This window comes from Nocardia sp. NPDC057440 (genome assembly GCF_042802915.1).
Classification (GTDB): domain Bacteria; phylum Actinomycetota; class Actinomycetes; order Mycobacteriales; family Mycobacteriaceae; genus Nocardia.
In genome coordinates this window covers 483,619-506,202 of sequence record NZ_JBHVDF010000006.1, presented here as the reverse complement: position 1 = coordinate 506,202, position 22,584 = coordinate 483,619, and the positions used below count along the sequence as shown (strand labels likewise).

Here is a 22,584-nt window from a genome sequence, read left to right as displayed (position 1 = left end):
ACCTGCACGGGTCCCGTCAATATCCGGCAATTCACTTATGTGCTTGCCACGTCACCAGAGGTCGACGACATGGGCGCGGTGTTCGGCGACCCTACGTGGTTGTGAGAGCTTCCCCGAAAAAGCCCCGGTAAGCCGGGGCTTTGCTGGTTTTTCCTGGCGTTCCCCATCTAGGGTCCGCGAGCTCGTCCCGGCCGCCTACAGCAAGCCCGGCACGCTCATCCCGGGCCCTGGGCGACGAGCGTGTGCCTGCGGCCTCGAGCACGCGCAGATGCGAGAGCACGGAATGCGCCATGTTGGCCGCGGGGTTTGGTCTCAGCCGGCAGTTGCTGCCACCGCGGCTATTCCTGGGTTTCGTCGAATATCGCCGCCGGTGGCATGGGCCTCGTCGAAGATGCGGTCTATGCGGTCTATGCGGTCTATGCGGTCTATGCGGTCTATGCGGTCTATGCGGATCGATTGCGCGATCAAGCCGAGCTGTGCGCGGATCCAGTGCGGCGTAACGGGTTTGGTGGTCGTGGCGTTGCGGTAGTGGATGAACAGATACGGGTTGGCCGTGGCAGGCCAGTTCTGTGGCCGGTAGTCGAGGCAGGCGGTCATGCGCTGACGAACCGGTTCGGCGAGCGGGACCATGCGGTCGGGCAAACACGCGCAGCCTTCCCAAATGTCGTTCAGCCACACGCGATCAGTTGGCGTACGCGCACGGCGTGGAAGGCGAGCAACCCGGCCAGCACGGCGCAGGTGGGATCGAGACTGGTCAACGCCGAACGCAACTGGTCGAGGTTGATCGGGTCCGCCACGGTCGGATGCGGTTTGGCGACGCTGACCCGGGCGGTGGGGTTGGCAAAACAAGCTTGCGCGCCTTGAGGATTCGGAAGATCGAACGCAGACCCTGCAGCACACTCGAGAGTGCTCGGCCGTCAGCGGGCAGCGCGGCGAGCACATCGTCGCAGCCGACTTCCCGCAGCGATTCGTGGCTTGCAGCCCAGGCATGCTGCGTCGGCCGGGCGAACCGGAGTTGGCTTTTGACGGTGACTTCGGCGCGAGGACGGAATCGGGGTGGGGTGGAGCTGCCGTGGCGGGCGATGTCGAACCAGACGCTCACCTCGCGGCGCATCTGTTCGGGCAGCACCCCGGTCTGGGTGTCGAACCAGCGCACGATCGGCGCGACGCGGTCGTCGGTGAGCATGTCGGCTGCGGTGAGCACGTCCAGCACCGGACGGATCGGCAGCCCGATGCCCGACATCGCCAGTACGTCGGAGGCGCGGATCGCCGCGCCGGGTGTGTCCTGGGTGCCGAGCAGGACACGGATGGCCTGCTGAACTTTCTCGGTGACCGAGGTGTTCCACCCGTGCCAGGTGGCGTGCTCCCGGACGAATTCCTGCCTGGCCGCGGCTAGTGCCGCATCCGGCGCTGGCGGGAATCCCCGTGCCCGGCCAGCTGCGAGGTCGCGGGGCAGCTCCAGCAGCGTCAGTTGCTGGTAGGGCACCAGTTGCAGCAGCGACAGATCCGCCGGAACGTTCTTGGGGACGTAGGGACGCCGACCGGCGCCACGGCCGCCCCGTCCTGGCCCGGTATTCGTGGAATGGCTGCAAGGACTGGGACCTGGCTGGGTCAGCGACTTTCCCTCCGCGCGTCGCGCTACTACGCGCGCTCGGCAACGGCGTAGTACCTCAGCAGGTCACCTGCTCGGTCGCGCTGATGCTGACCGATCTCACCCACCTACGCATCAGCGTGTTCGAGCAAGGCATGGCCGCATGACCACACCCCCGGCCCCGGCGCGCTGCCAAACAAGAATCTCCTTCCGGATGCCCACGCGCAGCGCATCACCGATCGCGGGGACCGGATTCGGCGCAACCGGGACCGGATCAGGCGTCGCGCCGCCCGGAACGTGCGTCTGCCGCCATTTTGCGACGCGGCCGGATTCCCATGTGCCCGACCCGGAATCGGCGGCGCTACGGCCCGACACGAGTCGTGCCGAACATCCCGCAGGTGCCTATGCGTGGTGTGGGCAATCCCGGGGTTCGCTTGACGACGGCCGGTGTGGGGAGCGTTCATGGACCCGCATTCGTGCACGGCGGAAACGACATCGACACACTGGAAAGGAGATGAAATGACCCACACGCCAGAAGAACGCGACTTCTCGAGCGTTCGTGGAAGTCGCTGTCGTCGCGTCGGAATGCGACCGCGCGGGGGCACGGGCCGCCCTGGCCCGCGCCGCCGGAGTTCCGCAGGCGGACATCGAGATTCGTATCGCAGAAGGTCACGAGGGCGAGATGCTGGCTGACCTGCACGTGCAGGCACTGTAGGAGGTTACCGAATGGCAACTGGGCCAGAGCAATTCCGCCAATCGGCAGGTCAACGCAGCCCAACGCAACCCCATTTCGATGGGAAAAGGAATGCCGCCGGTAGTGGCGGGGAGGTGTATCGGATTGCGTATGCAGGCCCCACATCGACCGCCGACACGCAGGGCCCGACCCGGTCTAGCGGTGTGAGTTCGTCCGGCTATGGCAGTGGCAAACGGTGGCTCACTCGTGTAGAGGCGGGTGAATACATGGGCGTTCACCCTCGCACCCTTGCGAACTGGGCCGCCCAGGGGCAAGGCCCTCGCTACTCGAAGCCATCCGGCAACTCGTGCATGTATCGGCTCACAGACCTGGACGCCTACCTCTAGGCCCGCATGGTGCATACCGAAGAGCAGCCCGAAGCAGCGTAAGCAAACCCTGAAGGAAGGAGAACCGCAGTGCCACGACCAGCCACTGAACTCGGCAGCTACGGCGAGATAGGCACCAAAGAGCAGAAAGGCGGGAGTTGGAGGGCTTGGGCGACGTTCCGAGACTACGATGGCAAGGGCCGCCTCGTGGATGCATACGGAACAACGCAGAGCAAAGCCAAGACGGAGTTACGGAAGAGGCTCACGGCCCGTCAGAAGCAGTACAAGGGCCGCACGCGCGGCAAGGTCACCCGCGATACTCGCCTCACTGTCCTGATGGACATGTGGCTTGACGAGGTGAAACGAGACGAAGGCGTAGGCCAGCAGTCCTACGACCGGTATAAGGGTGAGATAGACGCGAGCGATGACAAGCGCGCTCAAAAGGATGCGGTCAAGCTGCGTCCCGCCATCGGCAATCTCCGTGTGTGGGAAGCGGATACAGGCCGACTCGATGAACACATCCAGTCGATCGTTGATGTCGGAATGAAGTCGAAGGCGCGACTGCACGAGGTTATTCTGACTGGGATCATGGGGGTCGCCGTCCGATACGGTGCCCTCCAGGAGAACCCGGTACATGATACGTCCCGTATGCGCAGACACAAGACCAAGCCCCAGATCATCGAACGGGAACGCTTGGACGGCTTGCGTTCTCAGCTTCGGGAGTGGCTGGCAGGGAACGAGATTCCGGGAACTCCCGCGTATACGCACGGCCCGAAGCGTGACTGGCTCGTGGTCGATGTAGCCGACTTGATCCTCGGCTCTGGAGTGCGCCCAGGAGAGGCGCTGGCGGTTTCCTGGGATCAGCTCGATCTCGAAGCGGAACCGGCGACGTTCATCGTATCGGCGACCGTCGTCAGGCTCACCGGGAAAGGGCTGTTCCGGCAGGAACGGGCGAAATCTGATGCCGGATACCGAGTCGTCGCCCTTCCCGAGTTCACGACCCGCATGTTGAAACGGTTGCGAGCCGACCCGGTGCAGGGGCGGATGTGTGCGGTGAAGGCGCTACGCGAAGTGGGTGGCAGCGTGGTGGAGGTTGAGGACAAGGTTGCGCTCGTGTTTCCCGGCCGGGGTGGAGTGCTCCGCGATCCGCATAACTTCAACCGGACATGGCGGGACGCACGAGGCACGCTGTACAAGGATGTGACTCAGTACACATTCCGGAAGACGGTCGCAACGCTGATCGCTGAGGCGTCGGATTCGAAGACGGCCGCGAAGCAGTTGGGGCATTCTCGTGAGGGCATCACGGAGCGGCACTAGATCGTCTCGCCGGAGCGGGCACCGGACTCATCGGCCGTGCTGGAGTTGGGGTTAGGCGCGGCCAGCTGAGGAACCAGTGGTGGTGACTTTTTGGTGTTCTTTTGGTGACGGTCCGGTAGATCGGAAGAAGCCCGATCATAGTATCGGGCCTGACCTGCTAATTTAGGTGCGCCATCAGGGACTCGAACCCCGAACCCGCTGATTAAGAGTCAGCTGGGCTGGAGGTTCTAAACCGTCGATCACCTGCCTGTTTTCTGAGAACCGGCTGGCTGCTGCTCATTTCTGTCTAACCCTGTCTAGTCCTGACTAGCCCGCGTTAAGCTACAGATAAGCTACAGAAGCCAACCGGGGATGACTCATGCCACCGAAGAAGAAGCGCCGCCGCCCGCGCGGCGAAGGGTCCATCTATCAACGCGCCTCCGACGAGATGTGGATAGGCGCAATCTGGTACGAGGACGAGTTCGGCGAGGAGCGCCGCGCCTCCGTCGCCCGCGCCGACAAAGGCGACTTGGTCGAAGAGTTCCGAGAACTGAGAAACAAGATCGCGAAAGGCGAATACAAGCCCCGCAGCAAGATGTCGGTCGAGAAGTGGTTCGACTACTGGGTCGAAGAGATGGTCAAACCCCACCGCGCGCCGAAGACGTACAAGTCATACCGGGACACGATCGACAACCAGATCGTGCCGTTCGTCGGGGGCAAGCGGTTGCCCGTCGCCCCGGCGGACATTCGCGGCAACCTGAAGAAGGTTGGCGAGCAGTGGAGTCCGCGCACCGCGGAGTTGACCTATGCCGTGTGGAGCGTCGCCATGAAGGCGGCCAAGAAGGAGGGGGTCATCACGTCCGACCCCACCGAGAGCGTGACCAAGCCGATGAACAACGCCTCTAGCGGCAAGGCGCTGACCTCCGATCAGGCCCGGCGAGTCCTGCTGTCGGCATTGGAGAGTGGCGATCGCATGGTCACCCGCTGGGCTACGGCCTTTTTTCTGGGCGCCCGGCAGGGTGAATGCTTAGGGCTCGAGCGGGCCCGCATCGACATGAAGACCTTGACTGTCGATACGTCCTGGCAGTTGCAGTCGTTGGCAACCAAGCCTGGTTTCGACCTGGATGACCCTGATCGGTTCGATGTGCCCAAGGGCTACGAGCTGCGCCCGCTCTATCGCCGGTTTGCACTTACGCGCCGCAAAGGCCAACGGCCCGTCATAGTTCCGCTGCCGACGCCGCTCGCCGCGATCCTCGAGGTCTATCTCGAGTCGACGCCCGTGAACCGTTTCGGTCTGGTGTGGGTGTCCGACGCCGGCACTCCGATACCCGGGAAGACGGACAACGAGGCGTGGCACGAGGCGCTGAAGCGGGCGGGTGTCCCGGAGGTGAGACTGCACGACGCACGGCACACGACGGCGACCTTGCTGCTCGAGATGGGGGTAGAGGAGTCGGTTCGCATGCAGATCATGGGGCAGTCGACGGTTGCGGCGCAACGCAAGTATGCGCACGTCGACCTGTCGCTGGCACGAAAGGCGTTGGGGAATCTGAATGGGCTGCTTTCGCTGGAGTGATCCGTCAGCGATGTCGTAAGGCGATGACGAGGCCCCAGAGTCCGGCCACCGCCAGCAGGGTTAGCGCCGGGCCGGACCAGAGCTGGAAGATGTCCCCTTGGCTGCGGTGGAATATGGCTGGCCAGAAGACTAATAGCGCGGCGGCGTTGATGGCGTAGGCGGCGCCGAGGACGGCCATGACGCAAATCGCTAGCAGTGGCCACCGCAAGTCGCCGGGCTGCGTGCGTATCCCGCGGATCGTACCGAGGATGATCAGGGCGCAAGTCAGGGCCAGATACCCCAGATAGATCATGAAGAACGTCACGGTTGGCGAGTCGGTGAGCGTGGTCGCATCATCGACGGGCGTGCGGGCGAGGCGACTCAGCGAGTACGCGACCAGCATTGCGCCGATCGCAGTGAGCGCGGCGGCTGTCCACGGGTGGATGTAGCGGTCGCCATCGACCGATCGTAGCGAGATCCGTCCGAGTCCGTAGCACACACAGACCAGTAGGATTGTTTGCGTGAGGTCGGATATGTTGTCGCTCAGAATCGGCGCTGTGCGGTGATCCACCGCGTGATCGACCTCGGGCAATGCCAGAGCGTACGAGCAGGCCAGGGTCAGCAAAATGGTTGTGAGAAGTCTCGATCGTGGATGATTCACCCAAATAGCCAGCCGGCCAACCCCTACCGCAAACAATGCGGCAATCACGAGCAACACCACCGCAGTCTAAGAGCGGGAGCCAACAGTCCGGTCTGTTTTGGGCGAATCAGTCGATGCCGAGCGCGCCCCGCCATTCATCGGCTGCCCGGGAAGATGGCAGTACGGCACCGGTTTTCACGCGTTGCTCGATCGCATAGGCCAGTTCGGTCATGTGGGTACCCAAGGCGCCGGCGAGGCGTGCCAGCTCGTCGAGGTTGCATCCACGCTCCGCTTGTTCGAGGCGGCGATAGGTGCGGATCTTGATGCCTGCCAACTCTGCTAGCTCCGGCTGGCTGAGTCCGGCTCGGCCGCGGCGGGCGAGGAGTTCGGCCGCGAATGCTCGGTCGGTCAATCCATCCACCTGTCCAGGGTAGTCGGGATGGGAAAGCGGCATACCCAGATCTGGCCTCGGGTTTATGTGGTAGTTGGGTCTGTGACGGCCAGATCTGGCCACTGACATGCCGGTCGGTCTGATTAAGAAGCGTGCTGGTCGAGACGTCGTGCTGCTCTGTAGATCTCGCGCGACCTGCGATGATGTTGCCTGGAAATCCCTTGTCAGCGCTTCGGATTAGCAAGGGGGTAGCGATTCGGGAATTATTCCATCGATTTTCGGCAAACCTCTGGCGGGCTAGTTGTATGTGAAACTACTATCAGAACTTCACAAAAAGGCCGGGGCAGTACATGAAGGGCAAGCCGTGTACGACAACGAGGTGGGACCACGGAAGCCACTGATAGTCGAGTGGTGTTGTGCAGCTTCAAGCCTGGGGGTTCTCCGATGACCAAAGCAGACTGCGACCTACCTGAGCCCATTACCAGCCCGCAGGTGTTGGCGGAGACCTTGTCGGGGCTGGAGGACGGTTTGCTGGAGACACTGCTGGGATCCGGTGGCGTCCATCGCATTAGGCATGGAAGGCCCACCCTTCGCGACCTGCTGGTCGGAGCGGTGCAACTCGGGGCTGACCCGTATCGCCTATTCGATTCCTTCGACGTCTCGTAGCGCGAGCGCTACAAACTCCTGCATGGGCATGTCGAGTGCTCGGAGTATGAGGGTCAGCTGCGGTAGGTCGGGTGAGCGCTCCCCGTTTTCGAAGCGCTGAATCGTACTCAGGCCGAGTCCGGTCCGCTTCCGCAGCTCCTCTCGGGATATCTTCCGCTTGGCGCGCAGCCCCCGCAGCTCGTCCCCAACCGCCTTGTTGATGGCGTTGCCGAGCCTCTCAGTGTCCATACGGAGTATTTTCCGTTCCGACTGGCGTTCGCGCAAGTCTTTGCATGGAATGCAATATTGAGTTCGGAAGAAATAGTGTTCCCTATGGGGTTGCTATGATTCCGAACCGGACGTAATCTAGTCCGTATGGAACAGCTCGACCAAGCGGCGACGGAGAAGGTACTCCGCGCCATGAGCGTAGCTGGTGTCGACCTCGACCAGCTAGCTTCCGAAATCAAACTCACCAAGACGATCCTCCTGCGCCGCATGAGCGAAGGCCGCTGGAAACTCATCGAACTCGGGCTGATCGCTCAGGCAGTCGGCTGCCGCACCTCCGACCTGGTCCCCGACCCGATCTGTGACGACGGGGCAGCGGCATGACCGCCCGGTCCGTCGCGGCAACACGCATCCGATACACGAAGGCCGAAGCCGCGCAGCAGCTGTCAATCTCCGCGCGCAGCCTCGACCGCCTCCGCGAGCAAGGCCGGATCATCGCCCGCGTCGACGGCGGCCGCGTCTACTTCGACCACTCCGAGCTCGTTTCCTACGCCAAGTCATGCCCAGCCGAGGGGGACGAATGACCACTCTGACCACGATCTCGGTTCCCGGTGCGGATGCCACACTCGACGCCACTCTGATCGACGGCGTCCCCTTCGTGGCGCTCAAGCCGATGTGCGAAGCGATCGGCGTCGACGCCTGGACCCAGCAGCGAAAGCTCAAGGCCAAGTCGTGGGCAGTTACCAGCATGAGCACCGCAACTGGTTCCGACGGCAAGTCGTACGAGATGTACATGATTGACCGCCGCACGATGACGATGTGGCTCGCCACGCTCGACGAGGGGCGGGTAAACGAAGCGGCTCGCCCAATCCTGCGGGCGTTCCAAGCGCAGGCCGCCGACGCTCTTGACAGCTACTTCCATGAGGGCGGCGCGATCAACCCGGCGGCGACCGTCGACCAACTCGACGTCCTGGTGAATCGCGCGACCGCGCAGGCGAAGCTGATCGCTGCCTTCGCGGGGATCATCGACCCGAAACATCTGGAGGCGAAGGCGCGCATCGTCCTTGCGCGTGGCCTCGGCGAAGCTCCGGAGATCAATCCCCAGGATGTGCCGCTGTACGTCAGCGACTTCCTGAAGGACAAGGGCCTGGCGAACGACATGATCAACGCCAAGGCGTCGGGGTTCGGCAAGCGGCTCAAGGGCTTGTACCTCGCCGAGTACGGCGAGACGCCGAAGAAGGCGTATCAGGAGTTGCCGAATGGCACCGTGCGCGAGGTGTTCGCCTACACGCAGGCCGACCGCCCACTCTTCGATGAGGTGTGGAACCGCCACTACGAGGGCGTAACTCGCGCGGCAGGTGCGGCATGAACGCCCGCAACTTCCTCCGCCACCTCCGTGAGGCGTGGCGTGCTGGCAGGTCTGGCGACGACCTCTTGATGGCTTCCATGACGGCGGACGGCCGGGTGTATGTCACTCGCGTCGACTCCGATGACTCCTCCGGCGAGTGCGCTCTCACCGCCGGGGGCGGGGCACACCCAGCTGATGGCCGCAGCGCCTCCCCTCGCGCAGCGTTGAGCCAGCAGGGTGTGCCCCGGTTGACCGATCCCAATCGGGTGCAGAACTGGTTCGACGCGCTATTCATCATCGCTGGCCGCCGCTGTGAGCACGGCGCCGCGGCGTTCACCTGCCCTGATTTCGACATCCCGCGCGTCGAGTGGTGCTCAAGCTGTGTCGCGCATCAGGCGCTGATTCCTCAGACCCCCTCATCTCCGGTGAGCTCGACTCCCGGAGGTGAGGTAGCTCACCCCGTTCCGTCACGTGATGGCGATCTCGGCGGTTCGGGGTGCGCCCCCAACGTCCCCTGAAAAGGGAACTGGCCGCCGGGGTACCGCCCGACGGCCGACCTATCTAGAACACGAGAAGGAAGTCTACCAATGTCCATTCAATCTGCCGCGTGGCGTGCATATCTGGCCGACCTGCGCGCCACCGACGCAGTGTCCGTCGATCACCACATCGGTACTGCCCTCGCCGCTTTGTCGGCATTCGCCGGGGAGGCTGCCGTCCTGAACTTCCTGATCACCCTTGTCGACGAAGACCGAGGCACAGCCCCGTCGGTGATCGCGTCCCAGGGTTTGCGCGCCTTGCATGCCGTCGAGGCGCAGCGGTGCTCGATCTGCATGGGCGTCAATGGCAACCACAGCACCGTCCATACCCGCCACGGCAACGGCGGCGGCTCGAACATCCTGTGCCCGAACGCGGAGACGGCGGTGCAGTCATGAGGGGCCGCCCCCGCGCGCTGTGGCTGCGCTACCTCGACGACCTGTACGTCACGCCGGTCGGCTCGGTGGAACGTGAGATCGCCGACCAGGTGATGGACATGGCCGCCCAGGAGGAAATCCACGCATACCTGGACGGCCTGATGCAGCGGCACCCCGAGAGCACCCGCCGCCATGAAATCGCCTGGGAGCTTCACACGCTCCTGACCGGGAGGGCGGCATGAAGCACCTGCATCTCCCACACCCGCACATCGCCGAACGGCTGGCCGAGGTATTCGAGCGCGCCTTCCACGCGTGGCCGCACCGCGCCGAAGAGGAGGCGCCCCGGCCGGTTCCGGAGGCGACCGATTGGAACGACTGGCACTACGCACCCGCACGAGCCGATTGGGAGGACGAGCGATGAGGGGCACGGCCTACAGGACCTTTATGCAGCCGATCCCAGCGGATCCGCAGAACACCGAAGCGGTCTACGCGGTGTACCCGCTGGCGAAGTACCCCGGCGGAGAAACCGCATACATCACGGTCACCTCGTCCGAGTTGGTGGGCGATACCTGCATCTTCCCGTGTGACAGCGAAGGAGTGCTGATCACCTTCTACCTGCTCGCCTGCATACCTGTGCTGGATCACGCGCGTGCGTTGCGGTCGGCGGGCTGGGAACCGGAGGAGGTGCGTGGCCATGTCGCGTGAGCCGTTCTTCGCCAAGTACATCCGCGCGGCCGAGCGCAGACAGCGCGCCGAGGAAGCCGAGGACGTAGAGGAAGTCACCGAGCTCAGCTTCGCCCAAGACTCCGCCGCCTGGTTCGCCCTGAGGAGGGTCGATGACTGTGCCGAGTGACCTGAACGAGCGCATCTCCATCACCGTTGATGCCGTCCAGCTGGGATGGTCCGTCAACCAGGACGGGACGGCAACCATCTACGGCTACGAGGGTCGCTGCCTGACGGTGTGGTGGTCGGACAACGGTTTCGCCACGAGAGCTGAACTCCGCACCGAAGCCAGTCATTTGCTGTGCACGCGTGAGTGGTTCGGCGAGCACGGCACCGTCGGCGACTGGGTGCGGGAAACCCTGCGTACGTGGCGTGTGGAGTACCTCGGCGGGGTGACCGCGTGACCCCGTGGTGGATAGACCTGCTCGGCGTCGCATGGAAGTTGGCGGCCGCGGGCTTCATCTCCGCGGTTGTCATCGGCCTTTGGACGGGCCCGGGGGATGAGTACTCCGGCGCACCAGCGGAAGCCGAAGACGACGGCGAGCAGCACCCCTACGACCCAGACCTGCAACGGGACTGGGACATCGCTGACCGGATGGGGGCGTTGTGACAGAAGACGTAGTCGACGCGATCGCTCCCCGCCGGCATGTGAAGAGGCTGACCTTCCGCGGCATGTCCGTCGCGGAGATCTCCGAAGCATCCGATGTCCCACGCCCCACCATCAGCGGCCTGATCTGCGAAGACCCCCAGCGGCGGTGGGGCAGCATCGCCCGCGCCACCGCCGAGCGGCTGGAGGCCATCCCGTTGCCTGTCCGCAAGCCAGCTGTAAAGCCAGAGCGGCGCCGGAAGGCGCACCAAGACCTCGACTTCCTCACGCCGAGAGTCGAAACGGTCAGCGACGAAACGGAACAGCAGGCCCGCCTGGCTGTGGCCCACTACGCCGAGGACGCCGAGGAATGCCGGGATCTGCTGGAAATGCTCGGCCTCATCAAGTCGCAGGCGCGGCCGCTGTGCAGCGAATGCAGCCGCCCCTATCTGCGAACCGCAGCGGGCGGCTACCGGCAGCGCGGTGTTCGAAATGGCGTGTGCAACCCCTGCGTTCAGGCGGAGCGGCGCGAACGCCAGAAGGCGGTGAACCGGTGACCCGAGAAGCGGATTGGAAGACGAAGGCGGCCTGCCGCAACCACCCATGCCCGGACCTGTGGTTTCCCGACACCAACGGTGGAACCTATGCCGAGCAGATCTGCAAGGCATGCCCGGTTCGCCGTCAATGCGGTGAGGACGCGGTCAAGCGTGACGAGCGGTACGCGATCGTCGCGGGGTTCCGTTGCAGCGCTTCCGATCAGCGTGACGAGCTCCGTGTATGGCTGGGGCTCCCGGGCCATGGCGGGAACACAAAGGCATGCCGGGATTGTGGCCAGGCTTTCGAAACCAAACGCCCGAACGCCCTGTGTCCGGCCTGCCGCGACTGCGTTGATACCGAGCCTGTCCGGCGCTGGGTCGAGGTGTTGAGGGCCGCGGGCATGCAGATCAAGGAGATCGCGGCAGCAGCCGATGTTGCGACCAGCACGATCCACGGACTCCGCAGGGGCAGTGGCGGGTTGCCGTGGCGGACCATGGCCCGCGACCGTGCCGAGCGGATCCTTGCCGTGCCTGTCCCGCAGCGGGTGGCGTCATGAGCCAGCCTGCCGAGCTCGTCTTCTCCGATGGCTTGTCCCGCCTGGTGATCGAGCGCGATCCAAACGGCCGCATCCGCATCACCGTCAACGACCGCAACAAACCCGGATTCACCATCACCGCCAACCGGGCTGATTCCGCAATCATCGCCGAATTCATCAGGGAGGGTTCGTGACTGCCCCAGCTGTGCACGACTGCCCGTTCTGCCACGGGGCGGGCTGCCCTCACTGCGGGGGCGGTGAGGTCGACGACCGCGAGATCTACAAGGCGCCGACCGCGCGGGGCCTGTACGACGGCATCGACGAAGCCGTCTACCACGGGGACCGGAACTCCCTGTCGTCGTCCGGCGCCCGGAAGCTGCTGCCGCCCTACACGCCGGCCAGCTTCCGATGGATGCAGGACAACCCGCGCGAGGAGAAGGACTACTTCGACGTTGGCCACGCCGCACACTCGCTCGTGCTCGGTGTCGGCGCCCCGATCCACGAAGTGCGACACGACGACTGGCGGTCGAAGGCGGCCAAAGAGGAGCGCGCCGAGTGCTACGACGACGGCCTGACTCCATTGCTCACGGTGGACTACCAAGCAGTGCGCGCCATGGCCGCCGCGGTCCGCAGCCACCCACTGGCTGCCGCGTTGCTGGCTCATGGTGTCGCCGAACAGTCCGGCTACCACCGCGACCCCGGGACCGACGTCATGCTCCGCTTCCGCCCGGACTGGATCACCGAGACCCGCGACGGGCGACGGCTGATCGTGGACTACAAGACCAGCCGGTCCGCAGACCCGCGCCTGTTCGTCGCCTCGGCCGCCAAATTCGGCTACCACCAACAGCACCCCTGGTACACGGAGGGGTTGCAGGCAGTCCTGGAACTCGAATATGAGCCGGACCTGCTGTTCATCGTGCAGGACAAGAACCCTCCCTATCTCGTGTCCGTCGTCGGACTCGAAGGCCACGACATCGAGCGCGGCCGCGACCTCAACCGCCGCGCCATCGACATCTACGCCGAATGCGTCGCCACCGGCGAATGGCCCGGCCACCCCAACGAGATCCATTACCTGAGCCTGCCCAAGTGGTCGGCCTACCAAGATGAGGAGTCGCTCGCGTGAGCACCGAAATCGCAGTGCCCGAGGCCAACCTGCCTGCCTCCAGCGCGATGGTTGCCAGCCTGCACGACCAGGTCGCCGCGCTCGACGCCGCATACCGCCTCGCGCAGTCCCTGTGCAAGACGACGTTCGCGCCGAAGGACTACCGCGGCAAACCCCAAGACGGCGCCGTAGCAATCCTGTTCGGGCAGAAGCTCGGACTCGACGCCGTCCAGTCGCTGCAGAACGTGATCGTCATCCACGGCAAACCAGCCCTCGAAGCACGCACCATGCGCGCCGTCCTGCTCGCTCATGGACACAAGGTGTGGACCGTCGAGAACACCGCCGAACGCGCCGTTGTCCGCGGCCGCCGTGCTGATGCCGACAGCGAAGACCAGGACGAGGAATCGGTGTGGACGATGGAGCGCGTCAAGCAGGCGGGCTACGACAAGACCAACACCAAGTACCGCACCGAGCCGACGAACATGCTGTACGCCAGGGCGCTGGCCGAGACGTGCCGTAAGACAGCCCCGGAGCTGCTGCTCGGTATCGAATACGACCCCAACGAACTGCGCGACGCAGGCCCGATCCAGGCCACTGCGGAACGAGTCTCGGCAGCCGACCTCATCGGCATCCCTGAAACACTGGAGCCGCAGGCGGATCCGGAGCCGCCGACTGAAGACGCTGAGGTCGCGCCAGAGTGGGTCGACGCGGAGGTCGCCGACGAACCGGCCGAAGACGAACCCGCAGAGCTTCCGCTCGACGAGGGCGGCGACGCATGACCATCCAACGGCGGCCATCGAACATCGCCCGAGAGTTCGTGCGCCGCGCGGTGCCCAAGAAGCAGCCCCAAACCCCCAAGCCCAACCCGGACGGGTTCCCCGAGCCGGTGAAGCACATCATCCGCGCCCGCTCCGGCGGGATCTGTGAACTCGACTCTTGTGGCGTCGCGCAGGTGATCCATCACCGGCGTCCGCGCGGCGTCGGTGGTACATCGCTGGGTTGGGTGAATCACGCGGCAAACGCGTTGCACCTCGCTGACGCCTGTCATTTGCGGATAGAGCTGCACCGCACTGAGGCGTACTGCAACGGGTGGCTGGTGTCCCAACTGGGCGACAAGCAGTCCGCCGATGTCCCGGTCCTGTACCGCGGCCGGTGGGTGCTGCTGGATGACCGCGGCGGCATCACCCCGATCGAAGGAGGGGTCGCATGAAGCCCCGCCTGCTCGACCTTTTCTGTTGCGCCGGTGGCGCTGGCGAAGGCTACGCCCGCGCCGGATTCGAAGTGATCGGCGTCGACATCGCACCGCAGCCGAACAACCGGCACGAGTTCCACCAGGGCGACGCGATCGAGTTCCTGACCGCGAACTGGCGCGACTTCGACGCCATCCACGCGTCACCGCCCTGCCAGGCATACACGCCGCTCGGCGCCCTCCATCCACACAAGACCTACCCCGATCTGATCGCGGCGACCCGCGACGCCCTCGACGACATCGGTAAGCCGTACGTCATCGAGAACGTCATGTCCGCGCCCTTGGACAAGAAGCGGTCGATCACCTTGTGCGGCGGCATGTTCGGGTTGCGCACCTACCGACACCGCCGGTTCGAGTCCCGGCTGCCGCTCGCGCCGCCGGAACACCCGAAGCACGTAGCTCTCACCGCCACCCGACAACGCAAAGCCCGCTGGGCCGAGGGCTGGCATGTGTCCATCACCGGCGACGTCGGCACCTACGTCGGACCAGAAGCCATGGGCATCGACTGGATGACCGGTGACGAACTGTGCCAAGCGATCCCGCCTCGCTACACCGAGTTCATCGGCCGCCAACTCCTCGCCGCTATCGGCGCCCCGATCGAAGGAGTCACCCCGTGACCAACGTCATGGCCAACGAATCTGTCAAACGCGTTTACCGATGGGTGCTTGAAGGGCCCCACGCTGTCGTTGGCGACGTTCGTGACGCACTCACCGCAGCAGCAGCTAAATACGAGGAGGTGACCGGGAAGTCCACGTCGTTCGACGACTGGCTTCGGGTCACTTGGGGCGATGAGTTCCTGATCTTCTCATTCGAAGTCGACGACGACCCTGCCCCGTTCTAGCCAAGGAGTCACCCGTGACTATTGACGTGTTCTGGCTGCCTGGCACCGGTTTCAGCACCGGCCCTGACGCCATCTCCACAACCGTCGGCGCCGCCCTCGATGGACGCTTCGAATTCCACTGGCTCCCATACCCGGCCAGCTACGGCAGCCCTGGCCTGCCCTATGCGGAGAGTGTCGCCATCGGCCGCCAGGTCCTGATCGATGCCATCCGAGCCACCCCGAACCGCGCGGTCATCGGAGGTTACAGCCAGGGCGCGGGGATAGCCGGCGGACTGGCTGCGGAGATCGGCCGCGGTGAACACCCCGACCTCGACGTGATGGCGTGCGCGCTGATCGCGGACCCGTCCCGACCGCAGGGCGCCGGAATGCCCGACTGGCGCACAGCATCCGGCTACGGCATCAGCGGTGAGCGGCGCACCCCCGGCATGCGGACTTATTGGGCAGCAAACGACGGCGACCCGATCACCGCGCTGCCGCCGGGGAATCCTCTGCGTTCGATAGCGGACCTGTCGGAGTACTACAGCCTCTCCTCTCCCGGGGATGCGATGCAGTGGATGGAGAGCTTGCTCGAGCGGGCGCTGTCCCAACGGTGGCAGCGGTGGTGGTCGATCGAGAACTGGCAGTCCTGGGGTGGCGCCGCGGCTTACGCACGCGGGTATCTCCGTGACGGCCGGCACGGACCTGACTACATCAACCGCGGGCACGCCGTGCACCTTGCCCAGGTCGTGAATGAGGCGGTGATCGAGTAATGCCGGTATCCAAACGCGTTCGCTACGAAGTCCTACGACGCGACAACCACAGTTGCAAATACTGCGGCGCCGCAGCGCCCGACGTTGCACTGACGGTCGACCACGTCGTCCCGGTCGCCCTCGGCGGCGGTGACGATCCGTCGAATCTGGTTGCCGCGTGCAGCGATTGCAACTCCGGCAAAACGTCGACGTCACCTGATGGGCCACTCGTTTCCGATGTCAAGCAGGACGCGATGCGGTGGGCCGCAGCTATCCGGCAAGCCGCCGAGGAGCGCCAAGCTAGCCAGAGGGGGCGCACTGCAGTCGAGGACTGGTTCCTGAAGATCTGGAAGAGCTGGACTTACGGCGGCCCGAACGGCGACAAGTACACCGTCGCAATCCCTGACAACTTCGGTCAGTCCATTCATCAAATCCTTGCGGCCGGACTTGAGCCTCACGACCTGGAGGAGTTGGTCGGCGTCGCAATGCGATGCAAGACAACGAAGGACGAGTGGAAGTACTTCTGTGGCTGCTGCTGGAGGCGCGTACGAGAGGCCCAGGAGCGGGCTCAGGAGATTCTGGCTGCGCGACAGCCGGTGGAACCAGGTGTCATCGTGCAAAGACTGGAGGTCGCCGACTATGACGCACCCGATATCTGGCTTGTGATTGCGCACCAGTGGAGGCTGTCTGGCCGCGGTGAGTTGCGGACCTGCGGATGCGACGACGTCGAGTACTGCGGCTATCGCTCTTGCATGTTGATGGCCGCAGTACTCGCGGCACGGGAACTGGCGCTGGCGCTGTATAGCGGGAGCGAACCCGATGTTTCTTGAGTGTGGTTCGACGGGGGCCGGTTTCGGGGTCGTGGAAGGTGGACGTTATGGGCGCCTTCGCGCGCAAGCCGATGGACCGGTTCGAGTGGGAGCGGATTATTCGGCGCCTGCGTATCCCGGCGAAAGACAAGTACCTGGCGTTGATGTTGGCGACGTACGCCGAATCGGACGGGTCGCGCGTGTTCCCTGGTGTGGATCGGCTGGCGTTGGTGATGTGTACGGGTACCGCAACGGTGAAGCGGCAGTTGGCGACGTTGCGGGATCTGGGTTTGGTCGAGCGGGTGAAGCAGGGGAATCGGCATGCGGGTTTGGCGGACGAGTATCGGCTCACGATTCCACTGAATCTATCCGATTTTCCGATGCTCACTCCGGAGGAGCAGGCGAGATCTGGGGATCAGTAGTGATCCCTGGAGTTATCCACAGGAAGGCGAGTCTGCGGATCGCTAGTGATCCCTGGACATTTCGCGGCCTCAGATATCTGGGGATCATTGGTGATCCCCAGATATCTGAAATGCCAACAAGTCTGGGGATCATTTCGAGTGAGTCTGGGGATCAATTCAACAAAGTCTGGGGATCACCAGTGATCCCCCACCAACCCATTAATCACCAGCCACCCACCAACCCAATGACGTCCCCGGCTTTCGAACGCAACTCACCACCGCGTGTGCGAGCCCTGTGGATAAACCCGAATTCTTCCAAGGGGGTGTGGCCGATGCCGGTCATGTCACCTCACATCGAAAGCGAGGCCCGCCGATGAGCCCACAGCCGACCCGGATCATCCTCCGCCGGGTACCAACCACGACCCGAGGGGCAGCAGCGGGCAAGCTGGCCGCCACTGCGCCCGTCGCTGATCCGGACGTGTGCCTTGCCTGTGGGGCGCGGATCGCGGACGTCAACCAGCACGCCGACTTCCACGCTGGCATCAACACGGTGATGCGGTGGATGCAGGGAGTGAACGAACTCCTCGGCGAGGCGGCACCAAATCCCCAAGCAGGGGAAGAGGTTCCCGGCCGTGGCGATAGTGCCCCCACTGCTGGCGACGCCTCCGGCGTCCGTGCGCAGGCAGCGGAGGATGAGCAGAAGGCGTCCGAGGCATGAGACCCCCGTTCCCGTACTACGGCGGCAAAATGACCGTCGCTGACCGCATCGTCGACCTGCTCCCCGATCACCGGCATTACGTGGAACCGTTCGCCGGGTCGCTGTCGGTGCTGCTGGCCAAACCTGCGGCTGCGTTCGAGACCGTCAACGACCTTCACCGCGAGCTGGTCACATTCTGGAAGGTGCTGCGGGACCGGCCGGAGGAGCTGATCCGGGTGTGCGCGCTGACACCGCATTCGCGGGACGAGTTCGCGACGGCCGCCGACATCGCCCAGCCCGACGAGCTGGAGACAGCACGGCGGGTGTGGGTGCGGTTGTCGCAGTCCCGCTCGGCGACCCTGCGGCGGACGGGCTGGCGGTACTACATCGACACCGCCGGTTCCTCGTCGGCGATGCCGGACTACCTCGCCGGATACGTGCAACGGCTGGGCGTCGTGGCGGAACGTCTGCATTCGGTGAGCTTGGAGTGCAGGCCTGCCGTGGAGGTGATCGCGGCGTTCGGCCAGTCCGCCGACGTGTGCTTGTACGTCGATCCGCCTTACCTGGGATCGGTTCGTACCGGCGCCAGCTACGTGCACGAGATGCGCGCCGACGCCGAGCACACGGAGTTGCTCGAGCAGCTGCTCGACTGCCGGTCCGCGGTCGTGGTGTCCGGGTATGCCAGCGACCTCTACGACACGGCTCTGGCGGGGTGGACGCGTATCGAGATCTCGGCGTTCAACGGCAACGGCAACACCGGTGCCCGCACCGAGGTCGTGTGGTGTAACCGCGAGATCGGCCATCCCACCCTTGATCTCGGATTCGAATCCCCGAAGGCGGCCCAGGCATGATGCGCGAGTTCCTGACCGCCGAGCAGTTGGACGCCCTACCCGAAGGCACCACGATCATCGACCGCTACGGCGATATCTCCACCAAGCGGGACGGGTGGTGGCGCAGCTACGAGACCGCCCCGATGTGGTCGGCGAAGGTCGCGAAGTGGCGGACGCGCTTGGCTACCCCGGAAGAGGTGGCCGCGAAACAGGCAGCGATCGCGGCGGTTGAGCGGTGCAAGCCGTGAGCCCGGACCGCTACAGCGACAGCGACAGCGAGCCCACCCACTCCTGCCGCAACGGCTGGCTGTCCCCGCATGACGCCGATGTAGCCATCCCCTGCCCGACCTGCCGGCCACCACGACGCAACGACGTCCACGACTTTTCCGAGCGCATCCCCAGCGCGAGGGCGCAGCAAGCAATCCAGCAAGCCGAAAGCGAGAACCGCGAATGAGCATCACCGTCGACAGCTACCGCAAGAAGCCCGTCGAGATCCAGGCAATGCAGTTCACCGAGGAAACGGCTCGAGCGCTGATCGAGTGGGCCGAAATCCCCGAGTCGCACGTGTTCCCGGCGGGCGAGGACCTGGCCACCGGCGCACCGGTCGACGGGTACGTGGTGATCGCCACTCTCGAAGGCGACATGCGAGCCAACCTCGGCGACTGGGTGATTCGAGGGATCAAGGGCGAGTTCTACCCGTGCCGCGATGACATCTTCCGCGCCACCTACGACGCGGTGACGGCATGACCCAGAAGGCGCGAGCAACCGCCCAGCCATCCCGAAAGCTCTCCACCATCCAGAGACTCCAAACCCCACCCGAAAGTCCCGCCACGGCACAGCTGGACGGCAAAGAGGCGCAACCAAATACAGACCGCCGGTCCGCGATCGACGACGACGGAGGTTTGCTCGGTCAGATCTCCGCGATGTACGCCGCGGACAACGCCCGCATGGAGAGAGAGTCGAGTCATCGCCGAGAGGGCCACCGAATGAGCGACCGCGACCAGCTCGCCGCCCTGATCGACGAGCACAGCTTCCAGGCGCCTTCGTACAGCGAGGACGCTGCTGAGGCCGTCCTCGCCGCGGGTTGGCGTCCACCCCCACGGGTCATCGAGACCGCCGAGGATTTGGCGTCACTTCCGGCCGGCTCCATCCTCGTTGACTTCGAAGGTGACGCCTGGCAGCTCATGAGCGGCGGATGGCGGTGCCCTGCGCTGGAATCCGCGTGGTCGGATGATGTCCATTTCGACGCTGCCGACGCCATTGGTTGCGCACCGCTGACTGTCTTGCACACGCCCGAGATCGGCGGTGAGTCATGAGCGAGGCATACACCGTTCACGCCGAGTACCGCTTCGCTGATGGTGAGGTGCTGCGCGTCGGCGACCTGTGGCGCGACCGCGGAGGGTCGATCCGAGACACCTACCGGGTGAAGGCGATTCGGAACTATCGACGCAGCGGCCTTCAGGTGGTCGTGGACATCATTCGTCGCGAGCGCGACGGGCAGGTAACTGAACCGGGGACCGAAACCCAATGGCCGGTGGCGGCCCTGTTCGACGGCCGGATCGTCCGGGATGGCGGTGACTCATGAGCACCCGAGACGTGCTCACGCAGTTGATCACCGAAGCGGTTGCCATTGCGGCCAAGACGAGCGCGGGTATCAATCCCGAGTTCGACGGGCAGATCGTGATTGATTGGCATCATGGTTTGCCGGACCTTGTGGCGGCGCTGGATTCGTTGGCCCTGGTTGTCCCTCGCTCTGACGTCGCCACCGAAACGCAATCCTGGGGCGTTTGGGGCGTTTGGGGCGTTTGGGGCGTGGGCGAGACAGGTGCCCGCCAGCGCGAGACCTGGACCGGGCCGTGGTCGCCTATCCCACTCCCCGATGACGGAACCGAATGAGCGAGACCTACACCCGCGCCGAACTGGAGCAGGCCATCGACAACGCTCGACGGCTCGAGCGCGCCCACCAAGCTATCCATCTGTGGGGGTTGGTCGAAGACTCAGAAGAGGGGCCGACGAATGCATACGAGCGCGGTGCGGACATGGCCTACCAGACCGCTGCCGCCTACCTGCTCGCTGACGTGTCTCGCGCCCCATGGGCGGGCGACAACAGCAAGTGGGATCTCGTTGCCAGTGAGGCCAGCATCGCTGGACTGGATACCTACCCGGATCTGGTCGACGCGGCCCAGGGGATGACCGGCATCACCACGGATCGCCGCACAGGCGAGGTTGATCGCGCCGTTGAAGCTGCACGCGCTGCACGTTCGCAGCGGTTCCCACTCCCCGAGGACGGAGAGCCCCAATGACCGATCGCCTGACCGAGGAGCAGTTGCGCACGATCAGCCGCGACCGGGTCGCCTCCCCAGAAAGAACGGCCGCAATGGCCGCCGAACTGCTGGAGCTGCGCGCCCGTATCGCCGAAATGGAGCGGGCAGTGGAGGGCCAGGTCTCCGAGATCGCCGACAAGGGCGAGGCCATCACCCGACTGCGTGATCAGCTGCGCGGCAAGGGCGCCCGTATCGCCGAGTTGGAGCGGGACAACGCCGCGTTGCGGCTCCGCCTCGAACCCCCAGAGAGCCTGAGCTTCGATGTCCTGCTGAGGGAGCTCGGCGTCGACATGACGGCCCCAGCGGAAATACTCGCAGAGAAGGTTGTGCAGCAGCGTGAGCGCATCGCTGAACTTAAGGCTGCGTTGGAGGAGGCGCAGCGTCCACCACTCGGGTACGTCGTCGGCCGCCAAGGGCGAGAGGGGTGGGGATTCGCTCGATTCTATGGCGGCCCCGAGCGGTATCGCGCAAAGGCTGAGCAGGAGTTGGCGTCCGAACTTGAGGAAGGCGGCCCCGACTCAGGCTGGAAGCTGCTCGAGGTCCGGGAGGTGCAGCCGTGACCATCCAGGACATCGAGGCCATCCTCGCGGAAATGCTGGACACCTACGCGGGCATGCGCGAGAAGTACATCTGCGCCGACGCCAGCGACTACCACAATCTCGGCGAGCACGATCGCGCTCTCGCCAACGAGGTGTGCGGTATCCGACTGGCCGCGAAACTGGTTCGCACTCACCTGGAACCGCACTCAGGTACGAGCCTGCCGGCCTATCTGTGGCACGAGTGGGAGCAGCGGGAGCGGGAGTTCTCTGCCCGCCTCGAGGTGGAGCTGTGAGCGCCCGCATCCTCCCGTTCCCGGCCCGCCCGGAGTTGGTGCGCCGCAACCTGACCGCCCGCTCCCGCATCGTCGCCTGCCCCCACTGCCACGCCGCCGAGGGAAGGCCGTGCGTGAACCGGGGGACTAGGGAGTCTCGGCCAACCGGCCCGCACCCTGACCGAATCGCAGCCGCTGAGATGAGCCTCGAAGGAGATCGCCATGCCTGACCAGACCGAAGACCAGCCCGGCGTGTGGGTCGTCGCCGATGACCTCGGCGACAGCGACAACGTGGTCGTGTTCCCCACTGAGATGGATGCGCTGCGATTCGCCAACAGTCTGGATAACTACGGCCGCCATCGCGCCCGCTTTCTGCCGTTCGGGACCAGCCTTCATGACCTCAACTACCCGCCGAAGGGGAGTGCATCGTGACCCCCGCCGACATCCGCTCCCTGTACGTAGAGACCCTCGCGCGCGAGAGTTACGCGCGATGGAAGGCCGCCTACGACGAGATCGGCCGCGCTGACGGCCTCGGCGAACCTGATGCGCCCGAATGGGATGAAGCCCCAGCCGATCACATGATCAAGCGCGCCGAACTGGCAGGCGCACACATCGGCTGCCAACGCGCTTGATGCGGCTGGCCTACTGCCTACCGCCATGGAGGGCCGCTACATCGGCAGGGGTCTACAGCGGCGCACCCGGTATGTGACCGACTGGAAGGACGAGGAGCAGGCACCGATGGAAGGATCGACA

General features: G+C 64.8%; 42 protein-coding genes. 37 read left to right on the top strand and 5 right to left on the bottom strand.

What is annotated here, in order from left to right:
- Positions 1 to 312 precede the first annotated feature (312 nt).
- Together ACFU4Z_RS16040 and ACFU4Z_RS16035 are read right to left on the bottom strand one after the other, a co-directional pair.
- The gene (locus ACFU4Z_RS16040) at positions 313 to 678 is read right to left on the bottom strand and encodes a hypothetical protein (RefSeq protein ID WP_379063445.1); all 366 of its coding nucleotides are present in this window, start codon (positions 676 to 678) and stop codon (positions 313 to 315) included.
- Positions 679 to 754: 76 nt separating this feature from the next.
- Positions 755 to 1,486: a hypothetical protein gene (locus ACFU4Z_RS16035; protein WP_379063443.1), complete on the bottom strand. Its 732-nt coding sequence runs from the start codon at positions 1,484 to 1,486 to the stop codon at positions 755 to 757.
- A gap of 664 nt (positions 1,487 to 2,150) precedes the next feature.
- On the opposite strand from ACFU4Z_RS16035, the gene ACFU4Z_RS16030 reads away from it, so the two are divergent.
- From ACFU4Z_RS16030 to ACFU4Z_RS16015, 4 genes are all read left to right on the top strand, one after another.
- Positions 2,151 to 2,306 (top strand): hypothetical protein, encoded by a 156-nt coding sequence (locus ACFU4Z_RS16030; protein WP_379063441.1) that lies wholly within the window; start codon positions 2,151 to 2,153, stop codon positions 2,304 to 2,306.
- 11 nt (positions 2,307 to 2,317) lie between these two features.
- The gene (locus tag ACFU4Z_RS16025; RefSeq protein ID WP_379063439.1) at positions 2,318 to 2,671 is read left to right on the top strand and encodes a helix-turn-helix transcriptional regulator; all 354 of its coding nucleotides are present in this window, start codon (positions 2,318 to 2,320) and stop codon (positions 2,669 to 2,671) included.
- Between the two features lie 69 nt (positions 2,672 to 2,740).
- Positions 2,741 to 3,967, top strand: a complete 1,227-nt coding sequence (gene xerC, locus ACFU4Z_RS16020) for a tyrosine recombinase XerC (RefSeq protein WP_379063437.1) — start codon at positions 2,741 to 2,743, stop codon at positions 3,965 to 3,967.
- 358 nt (positions 3,968 to 4,325) lie between these two features.
- Complete coding sequence (locus ACFU4Z_RS16015; protein ID WP_379063435.1) at positions 4,326 to 5,519, top strand: tyrosine-type recombinase/integrase; 1,194 nt, start codon at positions 4,326 to 4,328, stop codon at positions 5,517 to 5,519.
- Between the two features lie 4 nt (positions 5,520 to 5,523).
- Here ACFU4Z_RS16015 and ACFU4Z_RS16010 read toward each other — a convergent pair whose 3' ends face one another.
- The 3 genes from ACFU4Z_RS16010 to ACFU4Z_RS16000 form a co-directional block, all read right to left on the bottom strand.
- Positions 5,524 to 6,216, bottom strand: a complete 693-nt coding sequence (locus ACFU4Z_RS16010; protein WP_379063433.1) for a hypothetical protein — start codon at positions 6,214 to 6,216, stop codon at positions 5,524 to 5,526.
- A 49-nt stretch (positions 6,217 to 6,265) separates the two neighbouring features.
- On the bottom strand, positions 6,266 to 6,559 hold the full coding sequence (locus tag ACFU4Z_RS16005) for a helix-turn-helix domain-containing protein (RefSeq protein WP_379063431.1): 294 nt from the start codon (positions 6,557 to 6,559) through the stop codon (positions 6,266 to 6,268).
- Positions 6,560 to 7,168: 609 nt separating this feature from the next.
- Complete coding sequence (locus ACFU4Z_RS16000; protein ID WP_379063429.1) at positions 7,169 to 7,423, bottom strand: helix-turn-helix domain-containing protein; 255 nt, start codon at positions 7,421 to 7,423, stop codon at positions 7,169 to 7,171.
- Positions 7,424 to 7,549: 126 nt separating this feature from the next.
- Between ACFU4Z_RS16000 and ACFU4Z_RS15995 the strand changes: the two genes are divergently transcribed.
- The 33 genes from ACFU4Z_RS15995 to ACFU4Z_RS15835 all read left to right on the top strand — a co-directional run bounded on the left by ACFU4Z_RS15995 (position 7,550) and on the right by ACFU4Z_RS15835 (position 22,463).
- Positions 7,550 to 7,783 carry a hypothetical protein gene (locus tag ACFU4Z_RS15995; protein ID WP_379063427.1) on the top strand — a complete coding sequence of 78 codons (234 nt, stop codon included), beginning with the start codon at positions 7,550 to 7,552 and terminating at the stop codon, positions 7,781 to 7,783.
- A complete protein-coding gene (locus ACFU4Z_RS15990; RefSeq protein WP_379063425.1) occupies positions 7,780 to 7,983 on the top strand; it encodes a helix-turn-helix domain-containing protein in 204 nt (67 codons plus the stop codon). Before ACFU4Z_RS15995 ends, ACFU4Z_RS15990 begins: the two co-directional genes overlap by 4 nt.
- Entirely contained in the window at positions 7,980 to 8,768 is a 789-nt protein-coding gene (locus ACFU4Z_RS15985; RefSeq protein ID WP_379063423.1) for a phage antirepressor N-terminal domain-containing protein, read from the top strand. The genes ACFU4Z_RS15990 and ACFU4Z_RS15985 overlap by 4 nt, the downstream gene beginning before the upstream one ends.
- A gap of 566 nt (positions 8,769 to 9,334) precedes the next feature.
- On the top strand, positions 9,335 to 9,679 hold the full coding sequence (locus ACFU4Z_RS15980) for a hypothetical protein (RefSeq protein WP_379063421.1): 345 nt from the start codon (positions 9,335 to 9,337) through the stop codon (positions 9,677 to 9,679).
- Positions 9,676 to 9,900, top strand: coding sequence for a hypothetical protein (locus tag ACFU4Z_RS15975; protein ID WP_379063419.1), 225 nt, complete (start codon positions 9,676 to 9,678; stop codon positions 9,898 to 9,900). Before ACFU4Z_RS15980 ends, ACFU4Z_RS15975 begins: the two co-directional genes overlap by 4 nt.
- Positions 9,897 to 10,079, top strand: a complete 183-nt coding sequence (locus ACFU4Z_RS15970; RefSeq protein ID WP_379063417.1) for a hypothetical protein — start codon at positions 9,897 to 9,899, stop codon at positions 10,077 to 10,079. Before ACFU4Z_RS15975 ends, ACFU4Z_RS15970 begins: the two co-directional genes overlap by 4 nt.
- 23 nt (positions 10,080 to 10,102) lie before the next feature.
- Positions 10,103 to 10,363, top strand: coding sequence for a hypothetical protein (locus ACFU4Z_RS15965; protein WP_379063415.1), 261 nt, complete (start codon positions 10,103 to 10,105; stop codon positions 10,361 to 10,363).
- A complete protein-coding gene (locus ACFU4Z_RS15960; protein ID WP_379063413.1) occupies positions 10,353 to 10,511 on the top strand; it encodes a hypothetical protein in 159 nt (52 codons plus the stop codon). Before ACFU4Z_RS15965 ends, ACFU4Z_RS15960 begins: the two co-directional genes overlap by 11 nt.
- Positions 10,495 to 10,785 carry a hypothetical protein gene (locus ACFU4Z_RS15955; protein ID WP_379063411.1) on the top strand — a complete coding sequence of 97 codons (291 nt, stop codon included), beginning with the start codon at positions 10,495 to 10,497 and terminating at the stop codon, positions 10,783 to 10,785. The genes ACFU4Z_RS15960 and ACFU4Z_RS15955 overlap by 17 nt, the downstream gene beginning before the upstream one ends.
- Complete coding sequence (locus ACFU4Z_RS15950; RefSeq protein WP_379063409.1) at positions 10,782 to 10,991, top strand: hypothetical protein; 210 nt, start codon at positions 10,782 to 10,784, stop codon at positions 10,989 to 10,991. The genes ACFU4Z_RS15955 and ACFU4Z_RS15950 overlap by 4 nt, the downstream gene beginning before the upstream one ends.
- A 62-nt stretch (positions 10,992 to 11,053) precedes the next feature.
- Positions 11,054 to 11,524 (top strand): hypothetical protein, encoded by a 471-nt coding sequence (locus ACFU4Z_RS15945; RefSeq protein WP_379063407.1) that lies wholly within the window; start codon positions 11,054 to 11,056, stop codon positions 11,522 to 11,524.
- Positions 11,521 to 12,060 (top strand): WhiB family transcriptional regulator, encoded by a 540-nt coding sequence (locus ACFU4Z_RS15940; RefSeq protein WP_379063405.1) that lies wholly within the window; start codon positions 11,521 to 11,523, stop codon positions 12,058 to 12,060. The genes ACFU4Z_RS15945 and ACFU4Z_RS15940 overlap by 4 nt, the downstream gene beginning before the upstream one ends.
- A complete protein-coding gene (locus ACFU4Z_RS15935) occupies positions 12,057 to 12,233 on the top strand; it encodes a hypothetical protein (RefSeq protein WP_379063403.1) in 177 nt (58 codons plus the stop codon). Before ACFU4Z_RS15940 ends, ACFU4Z_RS15935 begins: the two co-directional genes overlap by 4 nt.
- A complete protein-coding gene (locus tag ACFU4Z_RS15930; RefSeq protein WP_379063401.1) occupies positions 12,230 to 13,162 on the top strand; it encodes a PD-(D/E)XK nuclease-like domain-containing protein in 933 nt (310 codons plus the stop codon). The genes ACFU4Z_RS15935 and ACFU4Z_RS15930 overlap by 4 nt, the downstream gene beginning before the upstream one ends.
- Positions 13,159 to 13,920 carry a hypothetical protein gene (locus ACFU4Z_RS15925; RefSeq protein ID WP_379063399.1) on the top strand — a complete coding sequence of 254 codons (762 nt, stop codon included), beginning with the start codon at positions 13,159 to 13,161 and terminating at the stop codon, positions 13,918 to 13,920. Before ACFU4Z_RS15930 ends, ACFU4Z_RS15925 begins: the two co-directional genes overlap by 4 nt.
- Positions 13,917 to 14,351, top strand: a complete 435-nt coding sequence (locus tag ACFU4Z_RS15920; RefSeq protein WP_379063397.1) for a hypothetical protein — start codon at positions 13,917 to 13,919, stop codon at positions 14,349 to 14,351. Before ACFU4Z_RS15925 ends, ACFU4Z_RS15920 begins: the two co-directional genes overlap by 4 nt.
- Positions 14,348 to 15,007, top strand: a complete 660-nt coding sequence (locus ACFU4Z_RS15915; protein ID WP_379063395.1) for a DNA methylase — start codon at positions 14,348 to 14,350, stop codon at positions 15,005 to 15,007. Before ACFU4Z_RS15920 ends, ACFU4Z_RS15915 begins: the two co-directional genes overlap by 4 nt.
- Positions 15,004 to 15,231, top strand: coding sequence for a hypothetical protein (locus ACFU4Z_RS15910; protein WP_379063393.1), 228 nt, complete (start codon positions 15,004 to 15,006; stop codon positions 15,229 to 15,231). The genes ACFU4Z_RS15915 and ACFU4Z_RS15910 overlap by 4 nt, the downstream gene beginning before the upstream one ends.
- A gap of 14 nt (positions 15,232 to 15,245) precedes the next feature.
- Positions 15,246 to 15,980 carry a PE-PPE domain-containing protein gene (locus tag ACFU4Z_RS15905; protein WP_379063391.1) on the top strand — a complete coding sequence of 245 codons (735 nt, stop codon included), beginning with the start codon at positions 15,246 to 15,248 and terminating at the stop codon, positions 15,978 to 15,980.
- The gene (locus ACFU4Z_RS15900) at positions 15,980 to 16,789 is read left to right on the top strand and encodes an HNH endonuclease (RefSeq protein ID WP_379063389.1); all 810 of its coding nucleotides are present in this window, start codon (positions 15,980 to 15,982) and stop codon (positions 16,787 to 16,789) included. Before ACFU4Z_RS15905 ends, ACFU4Z_RS15900 begins: the two co-directional genes overlap by 1 nt.
- Before the next feature lie 47 nt (positions 16,790 to 16,836).
- Entirely contained in the window at positions 16,837 to 17,190 is a 354-nt protein-coding gene (locus tag ACFU4Z_RS15895; RefSeq protein WP_379063387.1) for a helix-turn-helix domain-containing protein, read from the top strand.
- A gap of 352 nt (positions 17,191 to 17,542) precedes the next feature.
- Positions 17,543 to 17,887, top strand: coding sequence for a hypothetical protein (locus ACFU4Z_RS15890; protein WP_379063385.1), 345 nt, complete (start codon positions 17,543 to 17,545; stop codon positions 17,885 to 17,887).
- The gene (locus tag ACFU4Z_RS15885) at positions 17,884 to 18,717 is read left to right on the top strand and encodes a DNA adenine methylase (protein WP_379063383.1); all 834 of its coding nucleotides are present in this window, start codon (positions 17,884 to 17,886) and stop codon (positions 18,715 to 18,717) included. The genes ACFU4Z_RS15890 and ACFU4Z_RS15885 overlap by 4 nt, the downstream gene beginning before the upstream one ends.
- Positions 18,714 to 18,944 carry a hypothetical protein gene (locus ACFU4Z_RS15880; protein WP_379063381.1) on the top strand — a complete coding sequence of 77 codons (231 nt, stop codon included), beginning with the start codon at positions 18,714 to 18,716 and terminating at the stop codon, positions 18,942 to 18,944. Before ACFU4Z_RS15885 ends, ACFU4Z_RS15880 begins: the two co-directional genes overlap by 4 nt.
- Positions 18,945 to 19,146: 202 nt before the next feature.
- Positions 19,147 to 19,443: a hypothetical protein gene (locus tag ACFU4Z_RS15875; protein WP_379063379.1), complete on the top strand. Its 297-nt coding sequence runs from the start codon at positions 19,147 to 19,149 to the stop codon at positions 19,441 to 19,443.
- Positions 19,440 to 20,012 (top strand): hypothetical protein, encoded by a 573-nt coding sequence (locus ACFU4Z_RS15870; RefSeq protein WP_379063377.1) that lies wholly within the window; start codon positions 19,440 to 19,442, stop codon positions 20,010 to 20,012. Before ACFU4Z_RS15875 ends, ACFU4Z_RS15870 begins: the two co-directional genes overlap by 4 nt.
- Positions 20,009 to 20,281, top strand: coding sequence for a hypothetical protein (locus ACFU4Z_RS15865; protein ID WP_379063375.1), 273 nt, complete (start codon positions 20,009 to 20,011; stop codon positions 20,279 to 20,281). The genes ACFU4Z_RS15870 and ACFU4Z_RS15865 overlap by 4 nt, the downstream gene beginning before the upstream one ends.
- Complete coding sequence (locus ACFU4Z_RS15860; protein ID WP_379063373.1) at positions 20,278 to 20,592, top strand: hypothetical protein; 315 nt, start codon at positions 20,278 to 20,280, stop codon at positions 20,590 to 20,592. Before ACFU4Z_RS15865 ends, ACFU4Z_RS15860 begins: the two co-directional genes overlap by 4 nt.
- Positions 20,589 to 20,999 carry a hypothetical protein gene (locus tag ACFU4Z_RS15855; RefSeq protein ID WP_379063371.1) on the top strand — a complete coding sequence of 137 codons (411 nt, stop codon included), beginning with the start codon at positions 20,589 to 20,591 and terminating at the stop codon, positions 20,997 to 20,999. The genes ACFU4Z_RS15860 and ACFU4Z_RS15855 overlap by 4 nt, the downstream gene beginning before the upstream one ends.
- The gene (locus ACFU4Z_RS15850) at positions 20,996 to 21,580 is read left to right on the top strand and encodes a hypothetical protein (RefSeq protein WP_379063369.1); all 585 of its coding nucleotides are present in this window, start codon (positions 20,996 to 20,998) and stop codon (positions 21,578 to 21,580) included. Before ACFU4Z_RS15855 ends, ACFU4Z_RS15850 begins: the two co-directional genes overlap by 4 nt.
- A complete protein-coding gene (locus ACFU4Z_RS15845) occupies positions 21,577 to 21,852 on the top strand; it encodes a hypothetical protein (protein ID WP_379063367.1) in 276 nt (91 codons plus the stop codon). The genes ACFU4Z_RS15850 and ACFU4Z_RS15845 overlap by 4 nt, the downstream gene beginning before the upstream one ends.
- A gap of 201 nt (positions 21,853 to 22,053) precedes the next feature.
- The gene (locus ACFU4Z_RS15840) at positions 22,054 to 22,263 is read left to right on the top strand and encodes a hypothetical protein (protein ID WP_379063365.1); all 210 of its coding nucleotides are present in this window, start codon (positions 22,054 to 22,056) and stop codon (positions 22,261 to 22,263) included.
- Positions 22,260 to 22,463 (top strand): hypothetical protein, encoded by a 204-nt coding sequence (locus ACFU4Z_RS15835; RefSeq protein ID WP_379063363.1) that lies wholly within the window; start codon positions 22,260 to 22,262, stop codon positions 22,461 to 22,463. The genes ACFU4Z_RS15840 and ACFU4Z_RS15835 overlap by 4 nt, the downstream gene beginning before the upstream one ends.
- The last annotated feature ends 121 nt before the right edge of the window (positions 22,464 to 22,584 follow it).

Coding starts and splice junctions, on each gene's coding strand:
- ACFU4Z_RS16025 (WP_379063439.1), top strand. CDS start 2,318: ATGGCAACTGGGCCAGAGCAATTCCGCCAATCGGCAGGTCAACGCAGC.
- ACFU4Z_RS16015 (WP_379063435.1), top strand. CDS start 4,326: ATGCCACCGAAGAAGAAGCGCCGCCGCCCGCGCGGCGAAGGGTCCATC.
- ACFU4Z_RS16000 (WP_379063429.1), bottom strand. CDS start 7,423: ATGGACACTGAGAGGCTCGGCAACGCCATCAACAAGGCGGTTGGGGAC.
- ACFU4Z_RS15995 (WP_379063427.1), top strand. CDS start 7,550: ATGGAACAGCTCGACCAAGCGGCGACGGAGAAGGTACTCCGCGCCATG.
- ACFU4Z_RS15990 (WP_379063425.1), top strand. CDS start 7,780: ATGACCGCCCGGTCCGTCGCGGCAACACGCATCCGATACACGAAGGCC.
- ACFU4Z_RS15985 (WP_379063423.1), top strand. CDS start 7,980: ATGACCACTCTGACCACGATCTCGGTTCCCGGTGCGGATGCCACACTC.
- ACFU4Z_RS15980 (WP_379063421.1), top strand. CDS start 9,335: ATGTCCATTCAATCTGCCGCGTGGCGTGCATATCTGGCCGACCTGCGC.
- ACFU4Z_RS15975 (WP_379063419.1), top strand. CDS start 9,676: ATGAGGGGCCGCCCCCGCGCGCTGTGGCTGCGCTACCTCGACGACCTG.
- ACFU4Z_RS15970 (WP_379063417.1), top strand. CDS start 9,897: ATGAAGCACCTGCATCTCCCACACCCGCACATCGCCGAACGGCTGGCC.
- ACFU4Z_RS15965 (WP_379063415.1), top strand. CDS start 10,103: ATGCAGCCGATCCCAGCGGATCCGCAGAACACCGAAGCGGTCTACGCG.
- ACFU4Z_RS15960 (WP_379063413.1), top strand. CDS start 10,353: ATGTCGCGTGAGCCGTTCTTCGCCAAGTACATCCGCGCGGCCGAGCGC.
- ACFU4Z_RS15955 (WP_379063411.1), top strand. CDS start 10,495: ATGACTGTGCCGAGTGACCTGAACGAGCGCATCTCCATCACCGTTGAT.
- ACFU4Z_RS15945 (WP_379063407.1), top strand. CDS start 11,054: ATGTCCGTCGCGGAGATCTCCGAAGCATCCGATGTCCCACGCCCCACC.
- ACFU4Z_RS15935 (WP_379063403.1), top strand. CDS start 12,057: ATGAGCCAGCCTGCCGAGCTCGTCTTCTCCGATGGCTTGTCCCGCCTG.
- ACFU4Z_RS15920 (WP_379063397.1), top strand. CDS start 13,917: ATGACCATCCAACGGCGGCCATCGAACATCGCCCGAGAGTTCGTGCGC.
- ACFU4Z_RS15915 (WP_379063395.1), top strand. CDS start 14,348: ATGAAGCCCCGCCTGCTCGACCTTTTCTGTTGCGCCGGTGGCGCTGGC.
- ACFU4Z_RS15900 (WP_379063389.1), top strand. CDS start 15,980: ATGCCGGTATCCAAACGCGTTCGCTACGAAGTCCTACGACGCGACAAC.
- ACFU4Z_RS15895 (WP_379063387.1), top strand. CDS start 16,837: ATGGGCGCCTTCGCGCGCAAGCCGATGGACCGGTTCGAGTGGGAGCGG.
- ACFU4Z_RS15890 (WP_379063385.1), top strand. CDS start 17,543: ATGAGCCCACAGCCGACCCGGATCATCCTCCGCCGGGTACCAACCACG.
- ACFU4Z_RS15885 (WP_379063383.1), top strand. CDS start 17,884: ATGAGACCCCCGTTCCCGTACTACGGCGGCAAAATGACCGTCGCTGAC.
- ACFU4Z_RS15880 (WP_379063381.1), top strand. CDS start 18,714: ATGATGCGCGAGTTCCTGACCGCCGAGCAGTTGGACGCCCTACCCGAA.
- ACFU4Z_RS15875 (WP_379063379.1), top strand. CDS start 19,147: ATGAGCATCACCGTCGACAGCTACCGCAAGAAGCCCGTCGAGATCCAG.
- ACFU4Z_RS15870 (WP_379063377.1), top strand. CDS start 19,440: ATGACCCAGAAGGCGCGAGCAACCGCCCAGCCATCCCGAAAGCTCTCC.
- ACFU4Z_RS15865 (WP_379063375.1), top strand. CDS start 20,009: ATGAGCGAGGCATACACCGTTCACGCCGAGTACCGCTTCGCTGATGGT.
- ACFU4Z_RS15860 (WP_379063373.1), top strand. CDS start 20,278: ATGAGCACCCGAGACGTGCTCACGCAGTTGATCACCGAAGCGGTTGCC.
- ACFU4Z_RS15855 (WP_379063371.1), top strand. CDS start 20,589: ATGAGCGAGACCTACACCCGCGCCGAACTGGAGCAGGCCATCGACAAC.
- ACFU4Z_RS15850 (WP_379063369.1), top strand. CDS start 20,996: ATGACCGATCGCCTGACCGAGGAGCAGTTGCGCACGATCAGCCGCGAC.
- ACFU4Z_RS15840 (WP_379063365.1), top strand. CDS start 22,054: ATGCCTGACCAGACCGAAGACCAGCCCGGCGTGTGGGTCGTCGCCGAT.